This is a genomic window from Kineococcus aridisoli, from assembly GCF_050871885.1.
Lineage (GTDB): Bacteria > Actinomycetota > Actinomycetes > Actinomycetales > Kineococcaceae > Kineococcus.
On record NZ_JBJLSF010000018.1, the window covers coordinates 1 to 25576 of the forward strand.

The window sequence follows — 25576 nt, forward strand, 5'->3', positions numbered from 1 at the left end:
CGGTGATCTTGCGCGGTGCACCGCGCCAGATCACCGCCGGAGTCGGGGCGCCGGGAGCCGGGGCGCCGGGAGCCGGACGGGCCGTCAGGCGGCGGTGCCGGACGCGCTCCCGGACGTGCTGCCCTCCGCGGCGCCCGACGTGCCGCCCTCCGCGGCGCCGGCGTCGCCGCGCGGGCCGCCGCGCCCACCGGGTCCGCCGGTGAGCTCCCGGTCGACGAGCTCGGCGATGCGCTCGGGCAGGTCGGCGGTGCGCTCGTCGGCCTCCTCCTGCGTCAGGCGGCCGTCGGTGACGGCCTGCGCCAGCCGCTCGGTGGCGGCGGCGACGAGGGCGTCCACGAGGGTCTGCTCCGCCACCCCGTGCTCGGCGGCGACGCTCGCCAGGGTCGCGCCGTCCGCCTGCAGCGCGGTGCGCAGCTCCTCGGCGCCGACGCCGATGGCCTCGGCCGCCGCGTCGAGGTCGACGCCGCGCCCGCCGCCGTGCCCGCCCGGCCCGCCGCGCAGGGCGTCGGAGGAGTCCAGCGTGCTCGCGACGGTGTCGGCCTGCTCCTGGCTCAGCGTGCCGTCGCCGACGAGCCCGGCCAGCGCGTCCCTGATCGCCTGCAGCCGGCCCCCGCCGGCGGCGTCCGCGCTGGTGCCGGTGCCCGTCTCCGCCGCGGACGCCAGCGGCGCGCCCAGCAGGACCAGCCCCAGCCCGCCGGCGGCGACGGCGCCGGCGGTCCCTGCGGCCACGACCCTCTTGGTGATCTTCACGGTGTCCTCCGCTCCCGGTGGCGCCGGGCCCTCCCGGCGCTCCCCTCCTGTCTCGGGGACGCACCTGTGGTGGCCCTGTGCGCAGCCCCAGCGGTTGCCGGGCACGTGCGGGCGGCGGGGACCCCGGTGCGCCGGCGCGCAGGGTGCGGCACGGTGGCGGGGTGGCGCTCCCCGGTGGCGACGACGGCCGCGCGCACGGGCCGCGGCCCGTGGCGGTCCTGCTCGTCGGGCTGCCCGCGGCGGGCAAGACGGTGCGCGCGCGGCAGCTGGAGCGGGAGCTGCCCGCGCTGCGCTTCACCCCCGACGAGTGGATGCTGCCGCTGTTCGGCGTGCTGGACGCGATGGAGCGCCGCGACGTGCTGGAGGGCCGGTTGCTGACCACGGCGCTGGCCGCGGTGCGCCTGGGGACCTCGGTCGTCGTCGACTTCGGGTTGTGGAGCCGCGACGAGCGCTGGGCCCTGCGCCGGCTGTTCACCGACGCCGGCGCGCGGTGCCGGCTGGTGCACCTGGACGTCGACCCGGCGACCCAGCGCGCGCGGGTCGACGCCCGCCGGGCCGCGGCACCGCACGAGGAGGTCGAGATGAGCGACGCGGCGCTGCGCGGCTACCGGGAGGCGTTCCAGGACCCCGGTCCCGACGAGCTGTCCGGGGACGAGGTGCCGGACCCGCCCGCCGGGCACCGCACGTGGGCGGCCTGGGCCGCGCAGCGCTGGCCGTCGCTGCGGCCGGACCCGCCCGGCTGACGCGCCCCGGCCGACGTGCCGGCCGAGGTGCCGGCCGAGGTGCCGGCCGACGTATCAGACGACGTCGACGAACACGGGGTTCGTGTAGCACCACAGGTCGTCCCACGGGTCGGAGTCACCGATGCGGTCGACGCGGGGGTGGCCGTCGGCGTCGGCGTGCCGGCCGTCGCTGCCGCGGAAGCGCACGTACAGCGGGTCGGCCACCCCCCGCAGGACGGTGCGGAAGCGCTGGCGGCCGGTGGCGTGCGCGGGCACCTCGAAGCTCTCGACGACGCGGGTGCCGGGCGCCTCGAACAGGTCGCGCTCGGTGTCGGCGACGCGGCCGGTGACGGTGCCGACGATGACGTCCCAGCGCGCCGAGCGCGGGAGGCTGCCGCTGCCGTTGGGTTCCACGGCGGGGTCGACGAGCAGTTCCACCTCGACGTCGCCGCCGCGGCGCACCGAGGTGCGCGCGCCGAAGGTGACGCCGGGGCCCTCCCCGCCGGGGCGCACGCGCGCCTCGACGGCGCGCACCAGGCCGCCGTGCACGACGAACACCCGCCCGGCGCGCAGCGCGGCCATGACGGAGGGGTAGTCGCGGCGGGCGGAACCCACGCAGGTGCGGGAGTAGAAACCCGGCGCGAAGTCGACGTAGCCGTGCTGCACGACACCGGAGTCCACCGGGGTGCCGCGGTGGCCGTGCTCGACGTAGTGCGCGCGGCTCGCGTCGCCGACGACGACGGTGTCGCCGTGGTCGAAGTGGTTGTCGGAGTTCGCGGTGATCCACCACGGCAGCCCCTCGGCGAGCAGCGAGTCCCACAACCCGCCCATGCGCGCGGTCGCCGCGTCGAAACCGCCCCAGGTGCGGTACTGGTCGAGGTCGTAGCCGGGGAAGGACCAGCGGCCCGGGGACTCGTCGTACTGCCCGCGCCCGCGGCCGCGGCCCAGCGGTGCCGGCAGCGCCGCGGCCTGGTGGCCGGGGGCGCCCTCCCAGCCGACGAACACCCCGGGCGCGGCGTCGCGCCAGCCGCGCACCTTCGAGGGCGAGACCCGGCCGGTGCGCATCGGGTGGTTGGAGAGCACCAGGGCCTCGCCGACCGTCCCGGTGCGCAGCTCCTCGACCAGCCAGGCGAGCGCGTCGAGCCCGAGCTGCTCGGCCTGCGGCCCGCCCTGCACGGAGTGCTCGATGAGCCGGGGGCCGGTGGGGTTGGAGGTCGCGGCGAGGACGTCGCCGTCGAACATCCGCTCGAAGCGCTCCAGCAGGGCGGGGGTGTCCTCGTGCTCGGGGGCGATGAACGTGGCGTGCTCGGCGCCGGGGATGTTCCACTCCATGCCCTGGAACACCAGCACCGGGTACCGGCGGCGGGCCTGCTCGATGAGCGGGGTCTGCAGCGCCACCGACTGCTTGGCGTGGTCGGGGCCGCCGTGGTCGGTGATGACCATCCAGTCCAGCCCGCACTCGCGGGCGCGGCGCACCTGGTCGTCCACGGAGTACATCGCGTCGCGCGAGAACGTCGTGTGGATGTGGTGGTCACCGGCGTACCAGGCGAACTCGCGGTCGTCCCCGGGGCTGCTGACGGGGTCGGGCGGCAACGGCGAGGGGGCGTGGGAGTGCACGGCCCCACCCTGCCAGCGGCGCCCCGACCTCGCCGAACGGCCCCGTGCGGGCTTCCCCACCTCAGTAGACTCACGTTCCGTGAGCGCCTCGCTACCGGATGCTCCCGCCGGCGTGGCTGCGCCGCGGGAGACCCCGTTGCGCGTGCACACCGTCGTCCTGCCCGCCGCCGCCGACCTGCCCGAGCGCGGGGACGACCTGCCGGCCGAGCTGCCCGACGTCGTCCGCGCCAGCGGCTCCGACGGCAGCGCGCCGCTGCTGGAGGTGCGCTCCCCCACCAGCGGCGAGCGGCTGCTCGACGTCGAGGACACCACCCCCGAGGCCGTGGAGGACGTCGTCGCGGCCGTCGCGGCCGTCAGCCGCGCCGACTGGGCGTGGCTGTCCGGGGAGGACCGCGCCCGGCACCTGTTCGCCGTCGCCGACGTCCTGGCCGCGCACGTGCGCCCGCTGGCCGTCACCGCCGCCCTGGGCACCGGCCGCCCCGTCGCCGCGGGCCTGAGCGTGGACGGCCCCGCCGCGCACGCCGCGGCCTTCTCCGCCGCCGGCTGGGCGGACAAGCTGGCCGAGGCCGGCGCCCGGCCCCGCCCCGGCGGTGGCGTCGTCGTCGTCCCGACGACCTGGCGCACCGCCGCCGCCGACGCCCTCGGCGCCGTCGTGGCGGGTCTGGCGACCGGCTGCGGCGTGCTGCTGCGCCCCCGCCCGGCCGCGGCCGCCGGCGCCGCCCGGCTCGCGGCCCTGCTGCAGGAGGCCGGTCTGCCGCCCGGGCTCGTGGCCACCGCACCGGGCGCCGACGCCGCGACCGACGCGCGGCTGTGGGCCCACCGGGAGCTCGTGGCCGTGCGCGCCGACGGCTGCGCGGAGGACCTGCGCGCCCTCGCGCTGGCCCTGGCCCCCGCGGGGGTCCCGCTGGTGGGGCGCACCGACGGCCCCGCCGTCCACGTCGTGCTGGCCGGCGCCGACCTCGCGGCCGTGCTGCCGGTGCTGCTGGCCGCCGTCGCCGGCGGCGCCCACGAGCACCCCGGCGGGACCCGGGTGCTCGTCGCCCGCGGCCTCGCGGACGCCCTCGTGCGGCGGCTGACCCCCGCGGTGCGGCGCCTGCGCGTGGGCGACCCCCTCGAGCGGGCCACCGCCGTCGGCCCGCTGCCCTCCCCGCACCTGGCGCTGGCCGCCCGCGAGGCGGCCGGTGCGCCGGTGCCCGACGGCCTGCCCGAGCAGGGCTGGTGGAGCCCGCCGGCGCTCGTGCGCGTCGGCCGGCACAGCCCCTGGCCGCCGCCGGGCCCGGTGCTGGGCGTGCGGGGGGTGCGCTCGGCCGCCGACGTGCCCGCCCACCTGGCGGGTGCGGGCAGCGTGCGCGTCTGGGGCGGTGAGCTCGGCGCCGAGGCGCCCGCCCCGCCGGAGCACCGCCGCGAGGCGCTGGAGCTGCTGCGGGCCTGCCGTGGCTGAGCCCGCCGGGACCCGCCCCGCCGAGGCCGCTGCTGCCGCCGGTCCCCTGGGGCGCGGGCGCGCCCTGCTCGCCGCGGCCGTCGAGGTCGAGGCCGAGCGCAACCGCCTCGTGGAGGCGGTGCGCCGCAGCCACCGCTGCCGCATCTCCGAGGCCGTCGCGCAGGTCGACGGGTGCGTCGACACCCTGGTGCGCTGGGCCGGCTGGAGCGACAAGCTGGACCTGCTGCTGCCCGCCGCCACGACCGGGCGCCGCCCGCCGACGGTGGCGGTCCTGGCGCCGCCCGACCTCCTCGGCACCACCCGCGCCCTCGGCTCCGCGCTGGCGGCCGGCGCCCGCTGCGTCCTCGCGCACGACTCCGCCGCCGTCGGCGCGCTGGCCGTGCTGCTGGCCGCCGAGTTCGGCGACGGCGCGGTGTCCGTCGTCGACCGCGACCCGGGCACCGTGCGCGGGGCCGTCGCGGGGGTCTCCCTGCTCGACGCGCGCGCCGCGACGGCCCGGGAGTTCGACGCGCCGCTGCGGCTGGCCTGCGCCGCGGCCGGCACCCGCGTGCTGGCCCCGCTGCCCGCGCAGGAGCTGCGCGCCACCGGTGACCTGGACCTCGTGGCGGCCCTGTTCACCGGGGCGGCGACCACCGTCTGAGGACGGCGCCCCGCCACCGGGCCGCCACCGCCGTAGGGTTCCTCCCGTGCCCGACGAGCGCGAGGGACCCGACGAGCGCGGGGACTGGCGGGCCCGCCGCAGCCAGGCGGCCGCGGCCCACGCGGCGGCCGCCGAGCGCGCCCGGGCGCAGGAGACCGCGCGGGCGCGGGAGGCGCTGGCCTCCTTCGCCGCCGAGCTGCGGCGGCGCGGGGTGGCCGCCGGGCCGCTGCGGGCGCGGGCCGGGCGCGCCCGCTGCCGCACCGGCCTGACCGGCTGGTACCTGCGCCGGGACGGTTCCCTCGGCCTGGGCGTGGACGGGGGGTTCTACGTCCTGGACGTCGCACCCCGCCTCCTCGCCCGGCTGCGCGGCGTCCGCCTCGAACCCTCCGACCCGCCGCTGCAGGTGGGCCGCGGGGCCCGCGACGGGGAGTCCGTCGAACTGCTCGTGCTCCTGGAGCGCCGGCTCGCCGAGCTGAGCGCGCCGCGCGAAAACCCCTCGCCCCCGGATCGGGGGGAAACCTAGCCTCGACGCGTGCCCGAGAACCCCGAGACCGCGCAGACCACGCCCGCCGCGCCGTCCGCACCCGAGGACCACCTGGCCGCCCTCGGCTGGGACGGCGGGTGGGCGCAGCACTGGGAGGACTTCCGCGTGCGGTTCCAGCGCGAGCACCCCGGCGAGCACGTCCTGCCCGCCCGCGTCGTGCGCGTCCACCGCGGCGCCTGCGACGTCGAGACGCCGCTGGGGCCGCAGCGGGTCGACGTGCCCGCGCAGGTCCCGGTGCCGGCGCCCACGACGGGCGACTGGGTGGGCGTCCGCCTCGACGGCCCGGGTTCCCCCGTGGTCGTCGGGGTGCTGCCGCGGCGCACCGTCCTCGCCCGCGCCTCGGTGACCGGGCGATCGGTCGACCACCAGCTCGCCGCGAACGTCGACACGGTCGTCGTCACCGTCGCCGCGGACACCCGCTCCACGCTGGGCCGGGTGGAGCGCCTGCTGGCGCTGGCGTGGAACTCCGGCGCCCAGCCGGTGGTCGCGCTCACCAAGGCCGACGTCCTCGCACCGCGCGAGGTCGCCGCGCGCGTGGCCGAGGTGGCCTCCGACACCGTCGGCGTCGAGGTGCTCGCGGTGAGCACGCGGGACGACGCGAGCGTGGAACGCCTGCGGGACAGGCTCTCCGGGACCGTGGTGTTCCTGGGTTCCTCCGGCGCGGGAAAGTCCACGCTGGCCAACGCGCTGCTCGGCGAGGACCGGTTCGCCACCGGCGCGGTGCGCGCGGTGGACGGCCGGGGACGGCACACCACGGTGACCCGCGAACTCGTCGCGGTGCCCGGCGGGCTCGTCCTGCTCGACACCCCGGGTCTGCGCACCCTCGGCGTCGCGGAACTGGAGGAGGGCCTGGAGCGGACGTTCTCCGACGTCGAGGAGGTGGCCGTGGACTGCCGGTTCGCCGACTGCTCGCACACCGCCGAACCCGGCTGCGCCGTGCTCGCCGCCATCGAGGCGGGGGTCTTCAGCGCCCGCCGGCTGGAGAGCTACCGCAAGCTGCAGCGCGAGCAGGAGTGGTTCGCCTCCCGCACCGACGCCCGGCTGCGCGCCGAGCGCCAGCGCGAGTGGAAGCAGCGGGTGAAGGCGGTGCGCGCCCAGCGCCGCTGAACCCGGCCGCGCACCCGGGGCCGGGTTCAGCCGGCGGGCCGGCCCAGCCAGGCGGCCAGCCGCACGTGCGCGGGAGCGTCGGCCGGGACGTCGACGACGGGGCCGAAGGGGACGGGCCCGCCGCGCGGGCTGGCGGGCAGGAACCGCGTGGAGACCTCGAGCATCCGCCGGGCGAGGTCGTCGTCGAGCAGGTCGGTGCGCCCGAGCGCCGCCGCGAGGTCCCCGGCGTGCACGGTGAACTCCTGCACGTAGATCGTCCCGGCCACGGCGCCGGGCATCTCGCCGGCCGGGTGCACGACGGTGCGGGTGAGCAGGTCGTCGTCCGCCCACGCCGCCTCGAGGTCCGCGCGCCCGGCGCGCCAGGCGGCCGGCCAGTCGTCGCCGGGGACGGCCTCGACCAGCGAGGGCAGCTCGAAGGGCCGGCCGCCGCGGGCGATGTGCGCGACGCGGTGGGTCACGGCCACGAGGTGGGCGAGCAGGTCGCGCACGCTCCACCCCGCGCAGGGCGTCGGCGCGGCGAGGTCGGCGGGGCCGACGAGGACGAGCAGCCGCTCGACGACGTCCATGGCGCTGCCCATCAGGGGACGCGGGTCGGCCGGCGGTGCGGCGGGGTCGGTGGCGGGCTCGGCAGCGGTGGCGGGAGCGGTGGCGGAGCTCGTCATGGCGGAGTTCGTCATGGCGGCAGCCTGCCGGGGAAACACGACACCTCCTGTCATGTCCTGCTGGCATCCTCGACGGGTGCGCGCCGACCGGTTGCTGTCCACCGTCCTGCTGCTGCAGACCCACGGCCGGCTGTCCGCGCCCGTGCTGGCGCAGCGGCTGGAGGTCTCGGTGCGGACCGTGCTGCGCGACGTGGAGGCGCTGTCGGCCGCCGGGGTCCCCGTCTACACCGAGCGCGGCCGCGGCGGCGGGATCGCGCTGCTGCCCGGCTGGCGCACCGACGTGTCGGGTTTCACCACCGCCGAGGCGCGGGCGCTGTTCTCCGGCACGAGCGGCAGCGACGACCCGCAGCGCCCCGCCTGGGAGTCGGCGCTGCGCAAGCTCATGGCGGCCACCCCCGAGGGGCGGCGCGAGCCGCTGCAGCGGGCCGCGGAACGGGTCATCGTCGAACCCGCGGGCTGGCGCAGCCGGCCGCGCCCGGTCCCCTGGCTGGCGGCGCTGCAGGAGGCGGTGTTCGCCGCGCGCCGCGCCGTGCTGACCTACCGCTCCAGCGGCGCCGAGCGCTCCTCGCGGTGCACCGTCGACCCGGTGGGACTGGTCGCCAAGGGCGGCACCTGGTACCTCGTGGGGCTGCACCGGGGACGCCCGCGGCTGTTCCGCGTCGAGCGCGTCAGCGCGGTCGACGTCCTCGACGCGGCCACGCCCGCGGACCTGCCGCCGCTGGCGCAGGTGTGGAGCGCGCTGCGCGAGCAGGTGGAGCGACCGCGCACGAGCTGCGAACCCGTGCGGCTGCTCGTGCGCGGGAGCGCGCTGGAGGTGCTCCTGCGGGTGGCCGAGGGCCAGCTCGTCGACGAGCCGGCCCTCGGCGCGCTCGCCGGCGACCGGCAGGAGGTCGTGCTGCGGTTCCGGGCGCTGCCCGCCGCCCGCGCGGTCCTGCTGGGGTTCGGCGCGGACGTGGAGGTCCTGGAACCCGCCGAGCTCGTCGCGGACCTCGTGCAGACGGCCCGCGACGTGCTCGGCACCTACCGCGCCGAGGGCGTCAGCCCTGCGCGTACGCCGGGCGGATGACCTCGCCCGCCAGCGCCAGGCGGTCGGGGAAGGGCAGGAACGACGCCGACAGCGCGGTGATCGTGGCGCGCTCGACGTCGGCCAGGTCCCAGCCGGCCTCGTCGGTGAGCAGCGCGAACTCCCGCGACAGCGAGGTGCCCGACATGAGCCGGTTGTCGGTGTTCACCGAGATCGAGAAACCCAGGTCCTTGAGGACCGTCACCGGGTGCTCGGCGACGCTGGTCGCCGCCCCCGTCTGCACGTTGCTCGACGGGCACAGCTCCAGGACGATCCCGCGGTCGCGCACCCACGTCGCCAGCCGGCCCAGCCGCGCGACCGGCAGGCCGAGGCGGTCGCGGCCCTCGCCGAGCTCGATGTCCTCGACGATGCGCACGCCGTGGCCGATCCGCTCGGCGCCGCAGGTGTGCAGGGCGTCGCGGATGCTCTCCGGGCCCACGGCCTCGCCGGCGTGGATCGTCACCGGGAAGTCGTCGGCGTGCAGCCGGTCGAAGGCCGCCTTGTGGTTCGAGGGCGGGAAGCCGATCTCGGCGCCGGCGATGTCGAAGCCGACGACCCCGGCGTCGCGGTGGCGCAGCGCCAGCTCGGCGATCTCCATCGAGCGGTCCGCGTGGCGCATGGCCGTCACCAGGGTGCCGACCCGGATCGGCGTCCCGGCCTCGGCCGCCAGCCGCTCCCCGCGGCGCATGCCCTCCTCCACGGCCACGACGACCTCGTCCAGGCCCAGCCCGCCGCGCAGGTGCTGCTCGGGGGCGTAGCGCAGCTCGCCGTAGACCACGCCGTCGGCCGCCAGGTCCAGGACGGCCTCGGTGGCCACCCTGGCCAGCGACTCGGCGTCCTGCATGACGGCGATCGTGTGGTCGAAGGTCTCCAGGTAGCGCACCAGGGAACCGGAGTCGGCGGCGTCGCGGAACCAGGCGCCCAGCTCGGCCGGGTCGGTCGTCGGCAGCGCGTGACCGTTGGCGGAGGCGATCTCCACGATCGTCGCGGGCCGCAGGCCGCCGTCGAGGTGGTCGTGCAGCGACACCTTGGGCAGGCGGCGCACGCGCTCCAGGGTCGTCTCGGAAGTGCTCACCGCTCCATCCTGACAGCCCGCGCGGGGGCGCTCCTACGATCCGGTGCGTGCCGACCCGCCTGATCCGCCCCGCCACCGCCGCCGACGCGCCCGCCTGCGCCGGGATCTACGCGCCCTACGTGCGCGGGACCGCCGTCTCCTTCGAGACCGAGCCGCCGGACGCGCCGGAGGTGGCCGCCCGCATCGAGGCCGCCTCGGCCGGGCACGCGTGGCTGGTGCTGGAGGAGGGCGGCGAGGTCCGCGGCTACGCCTACGGCGCCCCGTTCGCCGCCCGCGCCGCCTACGCCTGGTCCTGCGAGACGAGCGTCTACCTGGCCCCGGGGCTGCGCCGCACCGGCGCCGGCCGCGCCCTGTACGAGGCGCTGTTCGAGCGGCTGGCCGAACGCGGGTACCGGACCCTGGTCGCGGGGATCACCCTGCCGAACGAGGCCAGCGTCGGGCTGCACCGCGCGCTCGGCTTCGAGGTCGTCGGCACCTTCTCCCGCATCGGGTTCAAGCACGGGCGCTGGCACGACGTGCTGCGCCTGCAGCGGCCGCTGGGCCCGGGGGACGGCTCGGCGCCGGCACCGCTGCGCTGAGGCGGTCGCGGGCCTCGGCGCGCCGGCCCCAGGAGGTCCCCACCAGCAGCAGCAGCGCACCGCACGCGGCGGCCGGCCCGAGCACCTCGCCGCCGAGCGCCACCCCGATCGCCACGGCCCACAGGGGTTCGGTGCCCAGCAGCAGGCCGGCGCGCGAGGCGGAGGTGCGCCGGACCGCCCACGACTGGGCCAGGAAGGCGAAGACGGTGCACCCCAGCGCCAGGTGGGCGATCCCGAGCCACTGGCCCGGGGTGGCGGCGCCGGCCGCGGCCACCAGCCCCCGCGGGTCCAGGGCGGCGAAGAGCACCGCCCCCACGAGCAGCTGCACGAGGGTGAGGGCGCGCAGGTCCAGCGGGTGGCGCCGGGCGAGCACGCCGAGGGCGGTGACGTGCCCGGCGCGGACCACGGCGGCGGCCAGCACCAGCAGGTCCCCGGGCAGCAGGGCGTGCAGCCCGCCGCGCCCCACGAGCAGCCCGATGCCCACCAGGGCCACCAGCGCGGCCGCGAAGAAGGACGGAGGCAGCCAGCGGCGGCGCACCAGCGACTCGGCGAGCGGGGTGAGCAGCAGGGTGGAGGCGATGAGCAGCCCCGCGTTGGTGGCGCTGGTGCCCGCCAGCCCCTGCGTCTCCAGGCCCAGCACCGCGGCCTGCGTCAGCCCCAGCACGAGCCCGCAGCGCAGTTCCGCGCGCCCGGGGCGGACCCCCGCGGCCACCGCCACGAGCCCCAGCGCGAGCGCGGCGCCGGCGTAGCGCAGCGCCAGCAGCGGGGCGACGCCGAGGCCGACGAGCAGCTTGGCGGACAGGTAGCTGCTGCCCCAGACGAGCGCCACGCCCAGCAGGACGAGGTCGACGCGGCGGTCGGTGCGCGCGGGGCGGGAGGTGCTCACCCCGAGAGCCTGGAGGACCGGGACAGTTCAGAACAGCCACCAGTTCCTGAACCCCTCCGTTAGCGTCGCTTCATGGATGCGCGTCAGCTGGTGGTGCTGCGGGAGCTGTCCGAACGCGGCAGCCTGGCCGCCGTCGCCCGCGCCCTGCACGTCACGCCGTCGGCGGTCTCCCAGCAACTGGCTGCGCTGCAACGCACCAGCCCGGTCCCCCTGACCGAGCGCCGGGGCCGGCGGCTGGCCCTCACCCCCGCGGGCGAGGCGCTGGCAGCGGCCGCCGTCGACGTGGCGGCCGCCCTGGACGCCGCGTCCCGCGCCGTCTCCGAGCACCTGGAGTCCCCCGGCGTCCCCGTCGGCGTCGCCGCGTTCCAGAGCGCGGCGCTGGCCTGGTTCGGCCCGCTGCTGCGCGAGGTCGCCGCCGCCGGCGGGCCGCCGCTGCGCTGCAGCGACCAGGACGTCGCCCAGCGCGACTTCCCCGCGCTCGTCGCCGACCACGACGTCGTCGTCGCGCACCGCCCGCCGGCGGGCCCGGCCTGGCCCGAGCGGCGGCTGCGCGTGGTGCCGCTGCTCACCGAGCCGCTGCACGTCGCCCTGGCCGCCGACCACCCGCTCGCCGGGCGCCGGCGGCTCGCCGTGGCCGACGTGGCGGGCGAGCGGTGGATCTCCGTCCACGAGGGGTTCCCGCTCGCCGGGTCGCTGGACGCGGTCGCCGCCGCGGCCGGGCGGCCGCTGGAGGTCGTGCACCGCATCAACGACTTCTCCGTCGCCGCCTCCGTCGTGGCCTCCGGCGACGCGCTGGCGCTGCTGCCGGCCCGCACCGTCGGCCCCGGGCCGGGCGTCGTCGTGCGCGCGCTGGCCGACGCCGCCCCGGCCCGGCAGGTCGACGCGCTGCTGCGCCCGGAGGCGCTGGCGCGCCGGGGCGTGCGCACGGTCCTGGCCGCCCTGCAGCGCGTGGCCGCCCGGCCCGCCGACGGCGGGCGCCCGCACGGCCCGCGACGCGCGCCTTGAGCTGCAGCGCGCTGGAGCACCTAGCGTGCGACGGGTGAGCACCAGCACCGCCCCGGCGCCGGGGATCTTCTCCCGCCACCACCTGCGCACCACCGTCGGCACGACGGCCCTGGTCTTCCTGACCGCCTTCGAGAGCCTGGCCGTCACGACGGTCATGCCGATCGTCAGCGCCGACCTCGACGGCCGCGGCGCGTACGCCACCGCGTTCTCGGCCACGCTCGCCGCGAGCGTGCTGGGGATGGTCGTCGCCGGCGGCTGGGCGGACCGGCGCGGGCCGGCGCGCCCGCTGCTGGCCGCCGTCGCCACCTTCGGCCTCGGCCTGCTGGCCGCCTCCCTGGCCCCGACGATGGGGGCCTTCGTCGCCGCGCGGTTCCTGCAGGGGCTGGGCGCGGGCGGGATCAGCGTGACGCTGTACGTCGTCGTCGCCCTCGTCTACCCGCCGCCGCTGCGCCCGGCGGTGTTCGGGGTGTTCGCCTCGGCGTGGGTGCTGCCCTCGCTCGTCGGGCCGCCGCTGGCGGGGCTGGTCGCCGAGTCGATCGGCTGGCCCTGGGTGTTCTCCGGCGTGCTGGTGCTCGTCCTCGCGGCCGCCGCGCTCGTGCTGCCGACCGTCCTGCGCATCCCGGCGCCCGCCGCCCCCGCGCGGGCGGGCTCGCCGGGCACCCGGTTCGCGCTGGCCGCCGGGGTCGCCGTCGCGGTCGTGGGCCTCAGCTCGGCGGGCAGCACCGGCCCGGCGCGCTGGGCGGTGGCCGCGCTCGCGCTCGCCGTGCTGGTGGTGTGCGTGCGGCCGCTGCTGCCGCGCGGGACCCTGAGCGCGCAGCACGGGATGCCCGCGACCGTGGCGCTGCGCGGCCTGCTCGCCGCGACGTTCTACAGCACCGAGGTGTACCTGCCGCTGATGCTGCACGAGCGCTTCGGGGTGCCGGTGTGGGGGGCCGGGGTCGTGCTCACCGCCGCCGCGGTCTCCTGGGCCTCCGCCTCGGCGGTGCAGGGGCGGCTGGGCCACCGCCTCCCGCACGCGCTGGCCGTGCGCATCGGCACCGTGGCGCTGCTGGCCGGGGTGCTCGTCCAGGTCGCGACCGCGGTGCTGTCCCCGGCCGGGGCGGCGGGCCCGGCGGCCGCGGCCGCCGGCTGGTTCGTGGCCGGCCTGGGCATGGGGTTCGCCTTCCCGCGCACCACCGTCCTCGTCCTGGAGCTGTCCCCCGCCGGCGCCGAGGGGGCCGGGTCGGCCGCGCTGAACACCTCCGACGCGGCGGGCGGCGCGACCGCGCTGGCGCTCACCGGGCTGCTGTTCGGCGCGTTCTCGACGCTGTCGGGGTGGGCGGCGTTCGCCGGGACGCTGCCGCTGTGCGCGCTGCTGGCGGTGCTGGCGCTCCTGGTCGCCCGGCGGGTGCGCCTGCCCGCGGCGCACGGGGTGGCCGCGCCGGTCTCACAGGGCACGCACTGACGGAGCACGGGTCCGGCACGGGGGAGGCCCCGACGGTGGGTGCATGAGGAGCTCCCGCGACACCCGCCCCCGCTACGAGGGCCGCCCGCTGCCGCGCCCGCACGAGGACGTGGAGGACCAGGGCCTCGCCTTCGACATCGCCACGATCACCAGCCGCCGCGGCGCGCTGCGCGCCCTCGGCCTCGGCGCGGTGGCCGCCGGCCTGACCGCCTGCGCCAGCACCGCCGAGGCCGGCTCGGCGAGCGGCACCACCAGCTCGGCGGGCGCCGGCGGCGCGCTCACCGAGATCCCCGACGAGACCGCCGGCCCCTACCCCGGCGACGGCTCCAACGGCGCGGACGTGCTGGAGCAGAGCGGTGTCGTGCGCAGCGACATCCGCTCCAGCTTCGGCACCTCCACCACCACCGCCGAGGGCGTGCCGATGACGCTCACGCTCTCGATCGTCGACATGGCCGGCGGGGACGTGCCCTTCGAGGGCGTCGCCGTCTACGTGTGGCACTGCGACCGCGCCGGGCGGTACTCGATGTACTCCGAGGACATCGCCGGCGAGAACTACCTGCGCGGGGTGCAGGTCGCCGACGCCGACGGGAACGTGAGCTTCACGAGCGTCTTCCCCGCCTGCTACGACGGCCGCTGGCCGCACGTGCACTTCGAGGTCTACCCCGACGTGGACTCCACCACCGACGTCGCGAACTGCATCGCCACCTCCCAGCTGGCGATCCCGGCCGAGGCCGCCGCCGCCGTCTACGCCACCGCCGGCTACGAGCGGTCCGTCACCAACCTCGCGGAGGTCTCGCTCAGCAGCGACGGCGTCTTCGGCGACGACGGCGGCGCCACCCAGACGCCCACGTGGTCCGGCGACGTCACCAGCGGCTACGCGCTGGCCCTCACCGTGGGCGTGGACACCACGACCACGCCCACGGCCGGGACGATGGCCGGGATGGGCTCGGACTCCTCCGGCCACCCCGCCGGCGGCCCGCCGCCCGCGGGGGCGGGTCCCGCCCCCGCCTGAGCGGGAGGGCCCTCAGCGGCGCGGGGGTGCCGCCCGCCGGGCCCGCCGGGCGGCCGGCAGCAGCGTCAGCGCCGCCTGCTGGGCCGCCGACCAGGCGGCGGAGACCGCCCAGTAGAGCAGCACCCCGACGGGGAAGTGCACGGCCGAGACCGCCACCACCACCGGGAGCACGACCTGCACGGCCGCCTGCCCGGGCACCGGCTCGGCGCCCCGGGCGGCCTGCTGCGCCGCCGACAGCCGCAGCACCAGCAGCTGCAGCAGCGCGCTCGCGGCCACGAGCAGGCCGGCGACGAGGACGGTCCGCGGGTCCGCGCCCCACGCGGCGGTCAGCGAGCCCGACAGCGGCGCACCGGCGAGCGTGGCGGCGCCCAGCTGCTCCAGCGGCGCACCCGAGAGCGGACCGACCGGGCGGGCGGCGGCCACCGCCTGCAGCGTGAGCGTGAGCGCGAGGAGCACCGGGGCCTGCAGCAGCCCCGGCAGGCAGCCGGCGAGCGGGCTGGTGCCCGCTCCCCGGTACAGCTCGGCCGTCCGCTGCTGCAGCTCGCGGCGGGCGGCGGGGTCGGTGCGCCCGCCGTAGCGGCGCTGCAGCGCCAGCAGCTGCGGGCGCAGCGCCGCGACGGTGGCCGCGGCGCGCTGCTGGCGCACGAACAGCGGCAGCAGCAGCGTGCGGGCGAGGACGACGAGGCCGACGACGGCCAGCGACCAGGCCGCTCCCCCGGCCGGGTCGAGACCGGCGGCGGTCAGCAGCCCGTGCAGGAGGACCAGCACGTGGGCGACGGCCGCCTCGGCCGGCGCGAGGACGGCGTGGCCGAGGTCGAGCAGGGACGAGAGCAGGGACGAGGACGGCGACGAGGGCAGGGACGAGGGCAGGGGCACGGCGGACTCCGGGATCGCGGGAACGGGGAGCGGCAGCTCCCGCGTCCGGTGCGGGGTCCTCGGGGCCGGGGTTCGAGCCGGGGTTCGAGCCGGGGTTCGAGCCGGGGTTCAGGCCGTGGACGCCGCGGGGCGCGGGAGCGGCGGCGCTCCCGGTGCCCGCGGCTGCGGGTTGCCCACGGCCGCCGGTTCGTTCTGCGGCAGCACCTCCGCGCGCACCCGCGACCGCCGCGGCGGTGCGGGGGCGATCGCGGTGAGCAGGACGGCGACGACGGCGCGGACGGCGACGACGCTGAGCAGGCAGGTGGCGGCGACGCCGAGCGCCGCGGCCAGCAGGGGGGTGTGGGCGCCGGCGGGCGGGACGACCGCCAGGGCCGTCAGCAGGGCCGTCAGCAGCGCCGGCACGAGCAGCAGCGCGGCGGAACCCCGCTCCGTCAGCGACGGGCGCGCGTGCGGCACCATCCGGCCCTCCTCCCCCTGCGGAACGAGCCTAGCGCCCGGTGGTGCCCGGGCGCCGCGTCAGGCGGTGACGCGCTCGTGCACCAGCGGCACCGCGGCCGGGGCGGTGGCGGTGATCGGGTACCCGCCCGCCAGGGCCTGCAGCGCCCAGTCGAAGCGCTCGGGGGTGTCGGTGTGCAGCGTCATCAGCCGCTGCCCGGCGCGCACCCGCTCGCCGCGCACGGCGTGCAGCTCGACACCGGCACCGGCCTGCACGGCCTCCTCGCGCCGCGAGCGCCCGGCGCCCAGGCGCCAGGCGGCGACGCCGACCGCGAGCGCGTCGACGTCGAGGAACCCGTCGGCGTCGGCGACGACGTCGGTGGTGTGCCGGGCCACCGGCAGGGCCGCGTCCGGGTCGCCGCCCTGGGCGGCGACCATGCGCCGCCAGGCGTCCATGGCCCGGCCGTCGGCGAGGGCGTCGGCGGGGTCGACCGCGTCGAGGCCGACGGCGGCGAGCATCTCGCGGGCCAGCACCAGGGTGATCTCGACGAGGTCGGCGGGGCCGCCGCCGGCGAGGACCTCGACGGACTCGCGGACCTCCAGCGCGTTGCCCGCGGTGCGCCCCAGGACCGTCGACATGTCGGTGACCACGGCCGTGGTGCGCACCCCGGCGTCGGTGCCGAGGGCGACCATCGTGCGCGCCAGCTCCAGGGACTGCCCGAGCTCCTTCATGAAGGCGCCGGAACCGGTCTTGACGTCGAGGACGAGCGCGCTGGTGCCCTCGGCGATCTTCTTGCTCATGATGGAGCTGGCGATCAGCGGGATCGCCTCGACGGTGCCGGTGACGTCGCGCAGCGCGTAGAGCTTCTTGTCGGCCGGGGCGAGGTCGCCGGTGGCCGCGCAGATCACCGCGCCGACGTCGGTGAGCTGGCGGCGGATCTCCTCCAGCGACAGCGAGGCGCGCCAGCCGGGGATGGCCTCCAGCTTGTCCAGGGTGCCGCCGGTGTGCCCGAGCCCGCGGCCGGACAGCTGCGGGACGGCCGCCCCGCACGCGGCGACGAGCGGTGCCAGCGGCAGCGTGACCTTGTCGCCGACCCCGCCGGTGGAGTGCTTGTCCACGCTGGGGCGGGGCAGGTCGGTGAAGTCCAGCCGCGCGCCGGAGGCGATCATCGCGGCCGTCCAGCGCGAGACCTCGCGCCGGCTCATGCCGTTGAGCAGCACGGCCATCGCCAGCGCCGACATCTGCTCCTCGGCGACCTCGCCGCGGGTGTAGGCGTCGACCACCCAGTCGACCTGCTCGTCCGACAGCTCCCCCCGGTCGCGCTTGGTGCGGATGACGTCGACGGCGGCGAACTGCTGGCTCACTTCTGCGGGGCCTTCCTCGCGGGGTCTTCCAGGTCGTGCGGGCCGAACGCGTCGGGCAGCACCTCGGTCATCGGCAGCACCCCGCGCGGGGTGTCCACGAGCAGCTCGGGGCCGCCGAACTCGAACAGCAGCTGCCGGCAGCGCCCGCACGGCATGAGCACGTTGCCGGCGGCGTCGACGCAGGCGAAGGCGACGAGCCGGCCGCCGCCGCTCATCCGCAGCTGCCCGACGAGGGTGCACTCCGCGCACAGCGTCACGCCGTAGGAGGCGTTCTCGACGTTCGCGCCGGTGACGACGCGGCCGTCGTCGACGAGCGCGGCCGCGCCGACGGGGAAGCCGGAGTACGGCGAGTACGAGCGGGTCAGCGCCTCGCGGGCCGCGGTGCGCAGCGCGTCGAAGTCGTGGCCGGCCTCGGGTGCGGGGGTGCTCATGCCGGGTACGGCTCCCCGCTGGCCGCCGGGGGGCGCACCCGCCCGACGAAGCCGGCGACCGCGAACAGGGTCGCCAGGTACGGCAGCGCGGACAGGAAGCTGGAGGGCACCGACGAACCGTACGGCAGGACGCCCACGAGGGTCTGCAGGGCGGCGAAGAAGCCGAACAGCAGCGAGGCCGCGACGGCCCCCTTGGGCGTCCAGCGGCCGAAGATGACCGCGGCCAGCGCGATGAACCCCTTGCCGGCGGACATGTTCTCCGTGAACGGGCCGATGGTGCCGACCGACAGGAACGCCCCGCCCAGCCCGGCGATGCCGCCGGCGACGACCACGTTGACGTAGCGGATGCGCAGGACCGGCACGCCCAGGGTGGCGGCGGCCTTGGGGTGCTCGCCGACCGCGCGGGTGCGCAGTCCCCAGCGGGTGCGGAACAGCACCACCTGCAGCGCCACGATGAGCGCGTACATCACGTAGACGACGACGTTGGCCTCGAACAGCAGCGGGCCCAGCACCGGGATCTCCGAGAGCACGGGGATCGGCACCGCCTGCAGCTGGCCCGGCGCGTTGTAGCGCTCGGTGTCGGACTGCATCAGCGCCTTGTAGGCCCAGCCGGTGAACCCGAGGGCGGCCGCGTTGAGCACCACGCCGAGGATGACCTGGTTGACGCGGTAGCGGATGGCGAACACCGCCAGCAGCCAGCCGACCAGCGCGCCGGACAGGACCCCGCCGACGACGCCGGCGCCGAGGCTGCCGGCCAGGGAGCCGACGAGCGCGGCGGTGAAGGCGCCGGTGAGCAGCTGCCCCTCGATGGCGACGTTGACGACGCCGCTGCGCTCGCCGAGCACGCCGGCCAGCGCGCCGAGGATCAGCGGGGTCGCCAGGAACAGGGTCTGGCGCAGCAGCCGCACCACGTCGATCGAGGCCGCGTCGCCGCCGCTCATCGCCCAGCACAGGAAGGAGACCATGAACGCGGCCACGGCCACGCCCACCAGCAGCGGCCCGCGGCGGGCGCGGAAGCCGCGCACCAGCTGGAACAGGCCCAGCACCACCACGAGCGCGCCGAGCACCACCGGCGTCGCGGTGCCCGGGACGGTGAGGTCGGGCAGGCGCACCGCGGTGTCCCCGCCGAAGGCGAAGGTGGCGTCCCCGCGGCCGGAGCCGAGGCCCCAGCCCAGGACGGTGACGGCACCGGTCAGCACCAGCAGCGAGCCGGTCACCACCCGCTTGCGCAGGCCGACGGGCTGCTCGAGCACCTCGTGGACGACGACGGCCTCCGGACGGGCCTGCTGCTCCGCCGCGCTCACCTGCTCCACCCCCCGGCCAGCTCGGTCCCGACGCCGCCGCCGCCGGCGCGCAGCCGGAAGACGGCCCGCACGAGGGCGGGGGCGGCGATGAACAGCACGATGAGGGCCTGCAGGACCCCCACCAGGTCCACCGGCACGCCGGTGGTGGACTGCATCTGCACCCCGCCGGCGCGCAGGCCGCCGAACAGCAGGCCGGCCCCGATGACGCCGTAGGGGTTGTTGCGGCCCAGCAGGGCCACGGTGATCGCGTCGAAGCCGATGGTGCCGGCCACGCTGCCGGTCACGCTGCCGCTGACGCCGAGCACCTGCGAGGCCCCGGCCAGCCCGGCCAGCCCGCCGGAGAGGGCCATCGCGACCACCTGCAGGCGGCCCACCGACATCCCGGCGGTGCGGGCGGCCTCCGGGTTGGCGCCCACGGCGCGCAGCCGGAACCCCAGCCGGGAGCGGCTGAAGAGCCAGTGCACGGCCACGGCCGCGAGCAGCGCCAGCAGCAGGCCGGCGTGCACGCGCAGCGGGCTGCCCAGCAGCAGCGGCAGGCGCGCGCCGGCGTCGACCTGCTCGGAGATGGCCTGCCCGTAGGGCGGGCGCTGGAAGCCCCGGGTGCTCAGCAGGAAGTTCAGCAGGTTCAGCGCGACGTAGTTGAGCATGATCGAGGTGATGACCTCGTGGGCGCCGGTGCGGGCCTTGAGCCAGCCGATGAGCCCGCCCCACAGCACGCCGCCGAGCAGGCCGCCGACCAGGGCCAGCAGCAGGTGCAGGCCGACCGGCAGGTCCCAGGTGAACCCGATCCAGGCGGCGCCGACCGCGCCGAGCACGACCTGGCCCTGCCCGCCGATGTTGAACAGGCCCACCCGGAACGCCAGGGCGACGGCGAGACCGCCGAGGATCAGCGGCGTGGCGTTGACCAGCGTCTCCGAGATCGGGCCGAGGGCGCCCTTGCCGGACAGGTCGGGGCTGTAGACCGCGCCCTCCAGCAGCGCCAGGTAGGCGTCGCGCACCGCGTACCAGGCGTTGGAGAAGGTGTCCCAGGGGTAGCTGAAGAAGTAGCACGCCGCGGCGCGGGTGCGCGCGTCGCCGACGGCGATGAGGACCGCCCCGACGAGGGCGGCACCGACGACGGCGAAGACGGTGACGAGCCAGGTCCGGCGCGGGGCGGGCCGCCGGGGCGCGGCGCCCGCCGGGCCCGCGGGCGGGACCTCCTTCGCGGGGGTCTCGGTGCTCACGCGGTTCCCTCCTGCGGTCGCGCGCCGGCCATGAGCAGGCCCAGCTGCTCGGAGCCGGCGTCGGGGCCGACCTCCCCGGCGATGCGTCCGCGGTACATGACGACGATGCGGTCCGCCAGGGCGCGCACCTCGTCCAGTTCGGTGGAGACGAGCAGGACGGCGGCACCGCGGTCGCGCTCGGCGACGATGCGCTGGTGCACGAACTCCTGGCTGCCGACGTCGACGCCGCGGGTGGGCTGGGCCACCACGAGCAGCTTCAGCGGCCGGGACATCTCGCGGGCCAGCACGACCTTCTGCTGGTTGCCGCCGGAGAGGGTGGACACCGCCGCCTGCGCGCTGGAGGTGCGGATGTCGAACTCCGCGACGCGCTCGGCGGCGTTGCGCGCCACGGCGGCGCGGTCGAGCGAAGGGCCGGCGGAGTACGCGGGGGTGTCCACGAGGTCCAGCACGAGGTTCTCGGCGATGCTGAAGGAGCCGACGAGGCCGTCGTGCAGGCGGTCCTCGGGCACGTACCCGACGCCGCGCTGCAGGACCTGCCGCACGGACAGGCCGGTGAGGTCCTCGCCCGACAGGCGCACGCTGCCGGAGTCCACCGGCTGCAGGCCCACGACGCTGCGGGTCAGCTCGCTCTGGCCGTTGCCGTCGACACCGGCGATCGCGAGCACCTCCCCCGCGCGCACGGTGAGGCTGACGTCGTCGAGCAGCAGCGCGCCGGCGGGGTCGGTCACCCGCAGGCCGGACACCTCCAGCACCGGCTCGCCCGGGGCGGCGGGCGCCTTGTCCACGACCAGGCGCACGTCGCGCCCGACCATGAGCGCGGCCAGCTCCTCCTGCGAGGCGGTGGGCTCGGCGGAGCCCACGACGCGGCCGCGGCGGATGACGGTGATGCGGTCGGCGACGGCCCTCACCTCGCGCAGCTTGTGCGTGATGAAGACGATCGAGGTGCCGGAGTCGGCGAGCTCGCGCATGACGCGCATGAGGTCGTCGGTCTCGGCGGGCGTGAGCACCGCGGTGGGTTCGTCGAGCACGAGCACCTTCGCCTCGCGCAGCAGCGCCTTGAGGATCTCCACGCGCTGCTGCACGCCGACGGCGAGGTCGGAGACCAGCGCGTCCGGCGGCACCGCGAGCCCGAAGCGCTCGGAGGTCTCCAGCACCCGCGCCCGCGCCCGCCGGCGGTCCAGCAGGCCGCCGCCGCGGGTCAGCTCGGAGCCGAGGACGATGTTCTCGGTGGCGGTGAAGCCCGGCACCAGCATGAAGTGCTGGTGCACCATGCCGATCCCGGCGGCCATCGCGTCGCCCGGCGAGGAGAACCGCACCGGTTCGCCGTCGACGAGGACCTCCCCCTCGTCGGGCGCGTGCAGCCCGTAGAGGACGTTCATGAGCGTGCTCTTGCCCGCGCCGTTCTCGCCGAGCAGGGCGTGGATCTCGCCCTCCCGGACCGTCAGGTCGATCCCGTCGTTGGCGACGAGGGACCCGAAGCGCTTGGTGATGCCTCGGAGTTCCAGCTCCACGTGCGCGTCGTTCCCCTCGTGGCCTTCGTGGGTGGTGCAGCGGTGGTGCTGCGGTGGTGCTGCGTGCCCGGCCGGGCGCTGGACCCGGCCGGGCCGGGTGTCAGCTCGCGGCGATCGCGCTGGGCGAGGTGATCTCGATGGAGCCGTCGACGATGCCCGCGCGGACGGTCTCCAGCTCGCTCTTCAGCTCGGCGGGGACCTGCGCGTCGAACTCGTTGAACGGCGCCAGGCCGACGCCCTCGTTCTCCAGGGTGCCCACGTAGGAACCGGTCGGGGCCTCGCCGTCGGCGGCGGCGAGCACGTACTCCTTCACGGAGTCGGTGAGGTTCTTGGTGACCGAGGAGATGAAGTACTGGCAGTACTGCTCGGCGCTCTCGCAGCCGTCGGTGTCCACCCACACGAGGTTGAGGCTGCCGCCGGCGGCCTCGGCGGCCGCACCGGCGCCGAGGCCGGCCTGGCCGGCCACCGGCATGATGACGTCGGCGCCCTGGCCGGCGAGGGTCTCGGTGATGGAGCGGCCCGCGGCCTGGTCCTGGAAGCTGTTGGCGAAGGTGCCGCCGCCGGGGTTGTTCTCGTCCCAGCCGAGGACGCGGACGTTCGTGCCCTTCTGCTGGTTGTGGTGCTGCACGCCCTCCCAGAAGCCGTCCATGAAGATGGTGACCGGCGGGATGGGCAGACCGCCCCAGGTGCCCACGACGCCCGTCTTGGTCATGCCGGCGGCGAGGTAACCGCCCAGGAACGCGGCCTCGGCGGTGTTGTACTGCAGCGCGTAGACGTTGGGCTCCTCGGAGGAGGAGTCGATCTCGGCGAAGGACTGGTCCGGGTTCGCGGAGGCCACCTCCTTCATGGAGTCGGCCATCAGCCCGCCCACGCCGATGATCGTGTCGCAGCCCGCCTGGACCTGGGCCTGCAGGTTCGGCGTGTACTGGGTGTCGTCGGCGGAGGGCACGTAGGAGATCTCGATGTCCGGGTTCTCCTCCTTGGCCGCCTCCATGCCGGCGTAGGAGCTCTGGTTGAACGAGCGGTCGTCGACGCCGCCGGTGTCCAGGACCATGCACGCCTTGAAGGCGTCACCGCCGCCGGAACCCTCCGCCGGGCCGGCGCTGTCGTCGGGCCGGCTGCCGCAGGAGGCCAGCAGCAGGGCGGCGGCGCCCACGGCGGCCACCGGGGCGAAGCGGTGCAGGGTCTTCATGGGGGAGGTCCTCCAGGTCGGGGGCGGAGGCGGACGACGACGCGGAAGGCTGGATCGGCGAACGCGCGGACATCGTACGGCGCGAAAAGCACGGTTCCGTCCGTGCGAGCGGGCAGGTTGTCCAGATCGAGACCATCCGGGCGATGGATCCGGACGGGACGGCCGGGCGGAGGGGTCGGGCGGAGGGGTCGGGCCCGCCCTCAGCCCGCGGACCTGCGCGGGCCCTGCAGCAGCGCCCGCCGGGAGGCGGCCGTCGCCGCGAGGACGCCGATGCCGGTGGCCAGCGCCGCCTCGTCGGGGGCGTAGTCGCCGCGGTGCAGGTCGTAGGTCGTGCCGCCGGGGGTGCGCGTGCCCAGGCGGACCATCGCCCCGGGCACGTGGTGCAGGTACCAGGCGAAGTCCTCCCCGCCCAGCGACTGGCGGGTGGGCAGCACCGCGTCGTCGCCGAGCAGCCCGCGCGCGGCGTGCTCCAGCGCCGCGGTGGCGCGGACCTCGTTGTCGACCGGCGGCACCCCGCGCACGAGGACGACCTCCGCGCTCACCGCGTACGGGCGCACCAGGTCGGCGACGACGGACTCGACGAGCTCGCCGGCGTGCTGCCAGGCCTCGGTCTCCATGCACCGCAGCGTCCCGGCGGCGTAGCCCTCGGCGGGCACGGCGTTCGCGGCGTCCCCGGCGTGCACCGCGCCCCAGGTGAGGTTCACCCCGGCGCGCGGGTCGACGCGGCGGGCCAGCACGGCCGGCAGCTGGGTGACGACCTGCCCGAGGGCGAAGACGAGGTCCCCGGCCAGGTGCGGGCGGGAGGTGTGGCCGCCGGTGCCGCTCAGGCGCACGGTGACGTGGTCGGAGGCGGAGGTGATCGGCCCCGCCTTCAGCCCGACCGTCCCGACGTCCAGGGTGGGGTCGCAGTGCAGGCCGTAGACGGCGGCGGCGCCCTCCAGGACGCCGGTGCCGATGACGTCGAGCGCACCGCCGGGCATGACCTCCTCGGCGGGCTGGAACAGCAGCCGCACGCCGTGCGGGAGCTCCCCGGCCCGGTGCAGCGCCGCGAGGACCATCCCGGCCCCGGCGACGGCGGCGGTGTGCACGTCGTGCCCGCAGGCGTGCGCGGTGCCGGGCACCGTGGAGGCGTAGGGCAGGCCCGTGGCCTCCTGCACGGCCAGCGCGTCGATGTCGGCGCGCAGCACCAGCCGGGGGCCGTCGGCCGGCCCGACGTCGGCGACCAGGCCCGTGCCCGGCAGCAGGCGCACCGCGAGCCCCGCCCGCGCCATCGCCTCCGCCAGCAGGCGGGTCGTGCGGTGCTCGGCGCGGGCGAGCTCGGGGTGGGCGTGCACGTCGCGGCGCAGGGCGCGCGCGGCGGGCTCGTGCTCGGCGACCAGGGCAGCGAGCTCGTCCAGCCCTGCGGTCGCGGCCGCGGGGCTGCTGGTGTCGCTGCTCACGCCGGGCGACGCTACTCCGCGAGCGCGGCGCCCCGCAGGCCGCACCACCCGGGCGGGTGCTCAGACGATGGAGTCCAGCCCGGCCTCCTTGGCGCGCGCGACGAGCTTCTTGACCTCCTGGGCGCGCGCCCGGGTGGTCACCAGGAGCGCGTCGGGGGTGTCCACGACGACGAGGTCGTCGACGCCGAGCAGCGCCACGACGCGCCCGTTGGCCGGCACCACCAGGCCCCCGGCGACGCCCTCGGTCAGGACGAGGTCGGCGTCGCCGAGCACCTTGGGCTGGTCCACGTCGGCGGGCAGCAGCTCGGCCAGGGAGGAGAAGTCGCCGACGTCGTCCCAGCCGAAGGTGGCGGGCACGACGGCCACCCGGCCCTCCTCGGCGGCGGGCTCGGCGACGGCGTGGTCGATGGCGATGGAGGGCAGCGCGGGCCACTGCTCGGCCAGCACGGCCTCGCGCTGCGGGGTCTCCCAGGCGTCGGCGATGCGCTGCAGCCCGGCGTGCAGGGCGGGCGCGTGGGCGGCCAGCAGCTCCAGCAGGACGTCGGCGCGGGCCACGAACATGCCGCCGTTCCAGCGGTAGTCGCCGGTGGAGAGGTAGGCCGCGGCGGTGCGCGCGTCGGGCTTCTCCTTGAACTGCAGGACGCGGCGGGCGTTCGGTGCGCCCTGCAGCCGCAGCCGCTTGCCCAGGCGGATGTAGCCGAAGCCGGTCGCCGGGTGCGAGGGGGCGATGCCGATGGTGACGACGAAGCCGCGGCGGGCGGTGACGACGGCCTCCTCCACGGAGGACTCGAAGTCGTCGCGGCCGGAGATGTTGTGGTCGGCGGCGAAGGAGCCCAGGACGGCGTCCGGGTCGCGGCGCACCAGGACGGCCGCCGCCAGGCCGATGGCCGCCGCGGAGTCGCGCTGGCACGGCTCGCGCAGCAGGTTGGCGGGCGCCAGGTCCGGCAGCTGGTCGGCGACGGCCCCGGCGTGCGAGCGGCCGGTGACCACCAGGGTGCGCGAGGCGTCGGTCAGCGGCAGCAGCCGGTCCCAGGTGGACTGCAGCAGGGTGCGGCCGCGGCCGGTGAGGTCGAGCAGGAACTTGGGGCGGCCGCTGCGCGACAGCGGCCACAGCCGGGTGCCGGCCCCGCCGGCGGGCACCACGGCGTGGAAGTCGGACAGGTCGATCGTCGCGTCCTCGAGGTCGTCCACCGACCACGTTCCCCCGTCAGTCATGGCCCGGAACCTACCGGTGCGCCGCGCCGCGCCAGGGGC

The 25576-nt window shown here is 77.2% G+C and carries 25 protein-coding genes; 10 read left to right on the top strand and 15 right to left on the bottom strand.

Features of this window, described 5'->3' with window-relative positions:
• Nucleotides 1–84 precede the first annotated feature (84 nt).
• The gene (locus tag ACRYM2_RS07265; protein WP_432521081.1) at nt 85–750 is read right to left on the bottom strand and encodes a hypothetical protein; all 666 of its coding nucleotides are present in this window, start codon (nt 748–750) and stop codon (nt 85–87) included.
• A gap of 161 nt (nt 751–911) precedes the next feature.
• Here ACRYM2_RS07265 and ACRYM2_RS07270 point away from each other — a divergent pair, with 161 nt between their 5' ends.
• Nucleotides 912–1493, top strand: a complete 582-nt coding sequence (locus tag ACRYM2_RS07270; protein ID WP_432521082.1) for a P-loop nucleotide/nucleoside kinase family protein — start codon at nt 912–914, stop codon at nt 1491–1493.
• Nucleotides 1494–1547: 54 nt separating this feature from the next.
• Here the strand turns inward: ACRYM2_RS07270 and ACRYM2_RS07275 are convergent, their stop codons facing one another.
• The gene (locus tag ACRYM2_RS07275; RefSeq protein WP_432521084.1) at nt 1548–3089 is read right to left on the bottom strand and encodes a PHP domain-containing protein; all 1542 of its coding nucleotides are present in this window, start codon (nt 3087–3089) and stop codon (nt 1548–1550) included.
• Between the two features lie 79 nt (nt 3090–3168).
• On the opposite strand from ACRYM2_RS07275, the gene ACRYM2_RS07280 reads away from it, so the two are divergent.
• The 4 genes from ACRYM2_RS07280 to rsgA all read left to right on the top strand — a co-directional run bounded on the left by ACRYM2_RS07280 (nt 3169) and on the right by rsgA (nt 6821).
• Nucleotides 3169–4530 carry an aldehyde dehydrogenase family protein gene (locus ACRYM2_RS07280; protein ID WP_432521085.1) on the top strand — a complete coding sequence of 454 codons (1362 nt, stop codon included), beginning with the start codon at nt 3169–3171 and terminating at the stop codon, nt 4528–4530.
• Nucleotides 4523–5170, top strand: coding sequence for a hypothetical protein (locus ACRYM2_RS07285; protein WP_432521086.1), 648 nt, complete (start codon nt 4523–4525; stop codon nt 5168–5170). Before ACRYM2_RS07280 ends, ACRYM2_RS07285 begins: the two co-directional genes overlap by 8 nt.
• 46 nt (nt 5171–5216) lie before the next feature.
• Nucleotides 5217–5693 carry a hypothetical protein gene (locus ACRYM2_RS07290; protein ID WP_432521087.1) on the top strand — a complete coding sequence of 159 codons (477 nt, stop codon included), beginning with the start codon at nt 5217–5219 and terminating at the stop codon, nt 5691–5693.
• Between the two features lie 72 nt (nt 5694–5765).
• Nucleotides 5766–6821, top strand: a complete 1056-nt coding sequence (rsgA, locus tag ACRYM2_RS07295) for a ribosome small subunit-dependent GTPase A (RefSeq protein WP_432521167.1) — start codon at nt 5766–5768, stop codon at nt 6819–6821.
• A 26-nt stretch (nt 6822–6847) separates the two neighbouring features.
• Here rsgA and ACRYM2_RS07300 read toward each other — a convergent pair whose 3' ends face one another.
• Entirely contained in the window at nt 6848–7498 is a 651-nt protein-coding gene (locus ACRYM2_RS07300; protein WP_432521089.1) for a TIGR03086 family metal-binding protein, read from the bottom strand.
• Between the two features lie 61 nt (nt 7499–7559).
• Between ACRYM2_RS07300 and ACRYM2_RS07305 the strand changes: the two genes are divergently transcribed.
• On the top strand, nt 7560–8549 hold the full coding sequence (locus ACRYM2_RS07305; RefSeq protein WP_432521091.1) for a helix-turn-helix transcriptional regulator: 990 nt from the start codon (nt 7560–7562) through the stop codon (nt 8547–8549).
• On the opposite strand, the gene ACRYM2_RS07310 is transcribed toward ACRYM2_RS07305, so the two are convergent.
• Nucleotides 8521–9621: an adenosine deaminase gene (locus tag ACRYM2_RS07310; RefSeq protein ID WP_432521093.1), complete on the bottom strand. Its 1101-nt coding sequence runs from the start codon at nt 9619–9621 to the stop codon at nt 8521–8523. The genes ACRYM2_RS07305 and ACRYM2_RS07310 overlap by 29 nt on opposite strands.
• 47 nt (nt 9622–9668) lie before the next feature.
• Here ACRYM2_RS07310 and ACRYM2_RS07315 point away from each other — a divergent pair, with 47 nt between their 5' ends.
• On the top strand, nt 9669–10199 hold the full coding sequence (locus ACRYM2_RS07315; protein WP_432521095.1) for a GNAT family N-acetyltransferase: 531 nt from the start codon (nt 9669–9671) through the stop codon (nt 10197–10199).
• On the opposite strand, the gene ACRYM2_RS07320 is transcribed toward ACRYM2_RS07315, so the two are convergent.
• Nucleotides 10114–11085 (bottom strand): DMT family transporter, encoded by a 972-nt coding sequence (locus tag ACRYM2_RS07320; protein WP_432521097.1) that lies wholly within the window; start codon nt 11083–11085, stop codon nt 10114–10116. The two genes, ACRYM2_RS07315 and ACRYM2_RS07320, sit on opposite strands and share 86 nt — an antisense overlap.
• Nucleotides 11086–11157: 72 nt before the next feature.
• On the opposite strand from ACRYM2_RS07320, the gene ACRYM2_RS07325 reads away from it, so the two are divergent.
• From ACRYM2_RS07325 to ACRYM2_RS07335, 3 genes are read left to right on the top strand one after another with little or no spacing between them, the layout of a single operon-like run.
• Nucleotides 11158–12090 (top strand): LysR family transcriptional regulator, encoded by a 933-nt coding sequence (locus tag ACRYM2_RS07325; protein ID WP_432521099.1) that lies wholly within the window; start codon nt 11158–11160, stop codon nt 12088–12090.
• 34 nt (nt 12091–12124) lie between these two features.
• On the top strand, nt 12125–13534 hold the full coding sequence (locus tag ACRYM2_RS07330; protein ID WP_432521101.1) for an MFS transporter: 1410 nt from the start codon (nt 12125–12127) through the stop codon (nt 13532–13534).
• Between the two features lie 43 nt (nt 13535–13577).
• Nucleotides 13578–14546 carry a dioxygenase family protein gene (locus ACRYM2_RS07335; RefSeq protein WP_432521102.1) on the top strand — a complete coding sequence of 323 codons (969 nt, stop codon included), beginning with the start codon at nt 13578–13580 and terminating at the stop codon, nt 14544–14546.
• Nucleotides 14547–14558: 12 nt separating this feature from the next.
• Here the strand turns inward: ACRYM2_RS07335 and yidC are convergent, their stop codons facing one another.
• The 10 genes from yidC to ACRYM2_RS07385 form a co-directional block, all read right to left on the bottom strand.
• Entirely contained in the window at nt 14559–15422 is an 864-nt protein-coding gene (yidC, locus tag ACRYM2_RS07340) for a membrane protein insertase YidC (RefSeq protein WP_432521104.1), read from the bottom strand.
• 108 nt (nt 15423–15530) lie between these two features.
• Nucleotides 15531–15881: a DUF6412 domain-containing protein gene (locus ACRYM2_RS07345; RefSeq protein ID WP_432521105.1), complete on the bottom strand. Its 351-nt coding sequence runs from the start codon at nt 15879–15881 to the stop codon at nt 15531–15533.
• 57 nt (nt 15882–15938) lie between these two features.
• Nucleotides 15939–17222 (bottom strand): thymidine phosphorylase, encoded by a 1284-nt coding sequence (locus tag ACRYM2_RS07350; RefSeq protein ID WP_432521107.1) that lies wholly within the window; start codon nt 17220–17222, stop codon nt 15939–15941.
• Complete coding sequence (locus tag ACRYM2_RS07355; protein WP_432521109.1) at nt 17219–17653, bottom strand: cytidine deaminase; 435 nt, start codon at nt 17651–17653, stop codon at nt 17219–17221. Before ACRYM2_RS07355 ends, ACRYM2_RS07350 begins: the two co-directional genes overlap by 4 nt.
• Nucleotides 17650–18957: an ABC transporter permease gene (locus ACRYM2_RS07360; RefSeq protein ID WP_432521110.1), complete on the bottom strand. Its 1308-nt coding sequence runs from the start codon at nt 18955–18957 to the stop codon at nt 17650–17652. Before ACRYM2_RS07360 ends, ACRYM2_RS07355 begins: the two co-directional genes overlap by 4 nt.
• Nucleotides 18954–20180, bottom strand: coding sequence for an ABC transporter permease (locus ACRYM2_RS07365; RefSeq protein ID WP_432521112.1), 1227 nt, complete (start codon nt 20178–20180; stop codon nt 18954–18956). The genes ACRYM2_RS07360 and ACRYM2_RS07365 overlap by 4 nt, the downstream gene beginning before the upstream one ends.
• Complete coding sequence (locus tag ACRYM2_RS07370) at nt 20177–21691, bottom strand: ABC transporter ATP-binding protein (protein WP_432521113.1); 1515 nt, start codon at nt 21689–21691, stop codon at nt 20177–20179. Before ACRYM2_RS07370 ends, ACRYM2_RS07365 begins: the two co-directional genes overlap by 4 nt.
• Nucleotides 21692–21791: 100 nt before the next feature.
• A complete protein-coding gene (locus tag ACRYM2_RS07375) occupies nt 21792–22883 on the bottom strand; it encodes a BMP family lipoprotein (RefSeq protein WP_432521114.1) in 1092 nt (363 codons plus the stop codon).
• Nucleotides 22884–23083: 200 nt separating this feature from the next.
• Entirely contained in the window at nt 23084–24322 is a 1239-nt protein-coding gene (locus ACRYM2_RS07380) for an amidohydrolase (protein WP_432521115.1), read from the bottom strand.
• A 60-nt stretch (nt 24323–24382) separates the two neighbouring features.
• Complete coding sequence (locus ACRYM2_RS07385) at nt 24383–25537, bottom strand: mannose-1-phosphate guanylyltransferase (RefSeq protein ID WP_432521116.1); 1155 nt, start codon at nt 25535–25537, stop codon at nt 24383–24385.
• Between the last annotated feature and the right edge of the window lie 39 nt (nt 25538–25576).

What these genes read in the sequence shown, in the direction of transcription:
- ACRYM2_RS07300 (WP_432521089.1), bottom strand. Translation starts at nt 7,498, where the DNA reads ATGACGAACTCCGCCATGACGAGCTCCGCCACCGCTCCCGCCACCGCT.
- ACRYM2_RS07325 (WP_432521099.1), top strand. Translation starts at nt 11,158, where the DNA reads ATGGATGCGCGTCAGCTGGTGGTGCTGCGGGAGCTGTCCGAACGCGGC.
- ACRYM2_RS07335 (WP_432521102.1), top strand. Translation starts at nt 13,578, where the DNA reads ATGAGGAGCTCCCGCGACACCCGCCCCCGCTACGAGGGCCGCCCGCTG.
- ACRYM2_RS07345 (WP_432521105.1), bottom strand. Translation starts at nt 15,881, where the DNA reads ATGGTGCCGCACGCGCGCCCGTCGCTGACGGAGCGGGGTTCCGCCGCG.
- ACRYM2_RS07355 (WP_432521109.1), bottom strand. Translation starts at nt 17,653, where the DNA reads ATGAGCACCCCCGCACCCGAGGCCGGCCACGACTTCGACGCGCTGCGC.
- ACRYM2_RS07375 (WP_432521114.1), bottom strand. Translation starts at nt 22,883, where the DNA reads ATGAAGACCCTGCACCGCTTCGCCCCGGTGGCCGCCGTGGGCGCCGCC.
- ACRYM2_RS07385 (WP_432521116.1), bottom strand. Translation starts at nt 25,537, where the DNA reads ATGACTGACGGGGGAACGTGGTCGGTGGACGACCTCGAGGACGCGACG.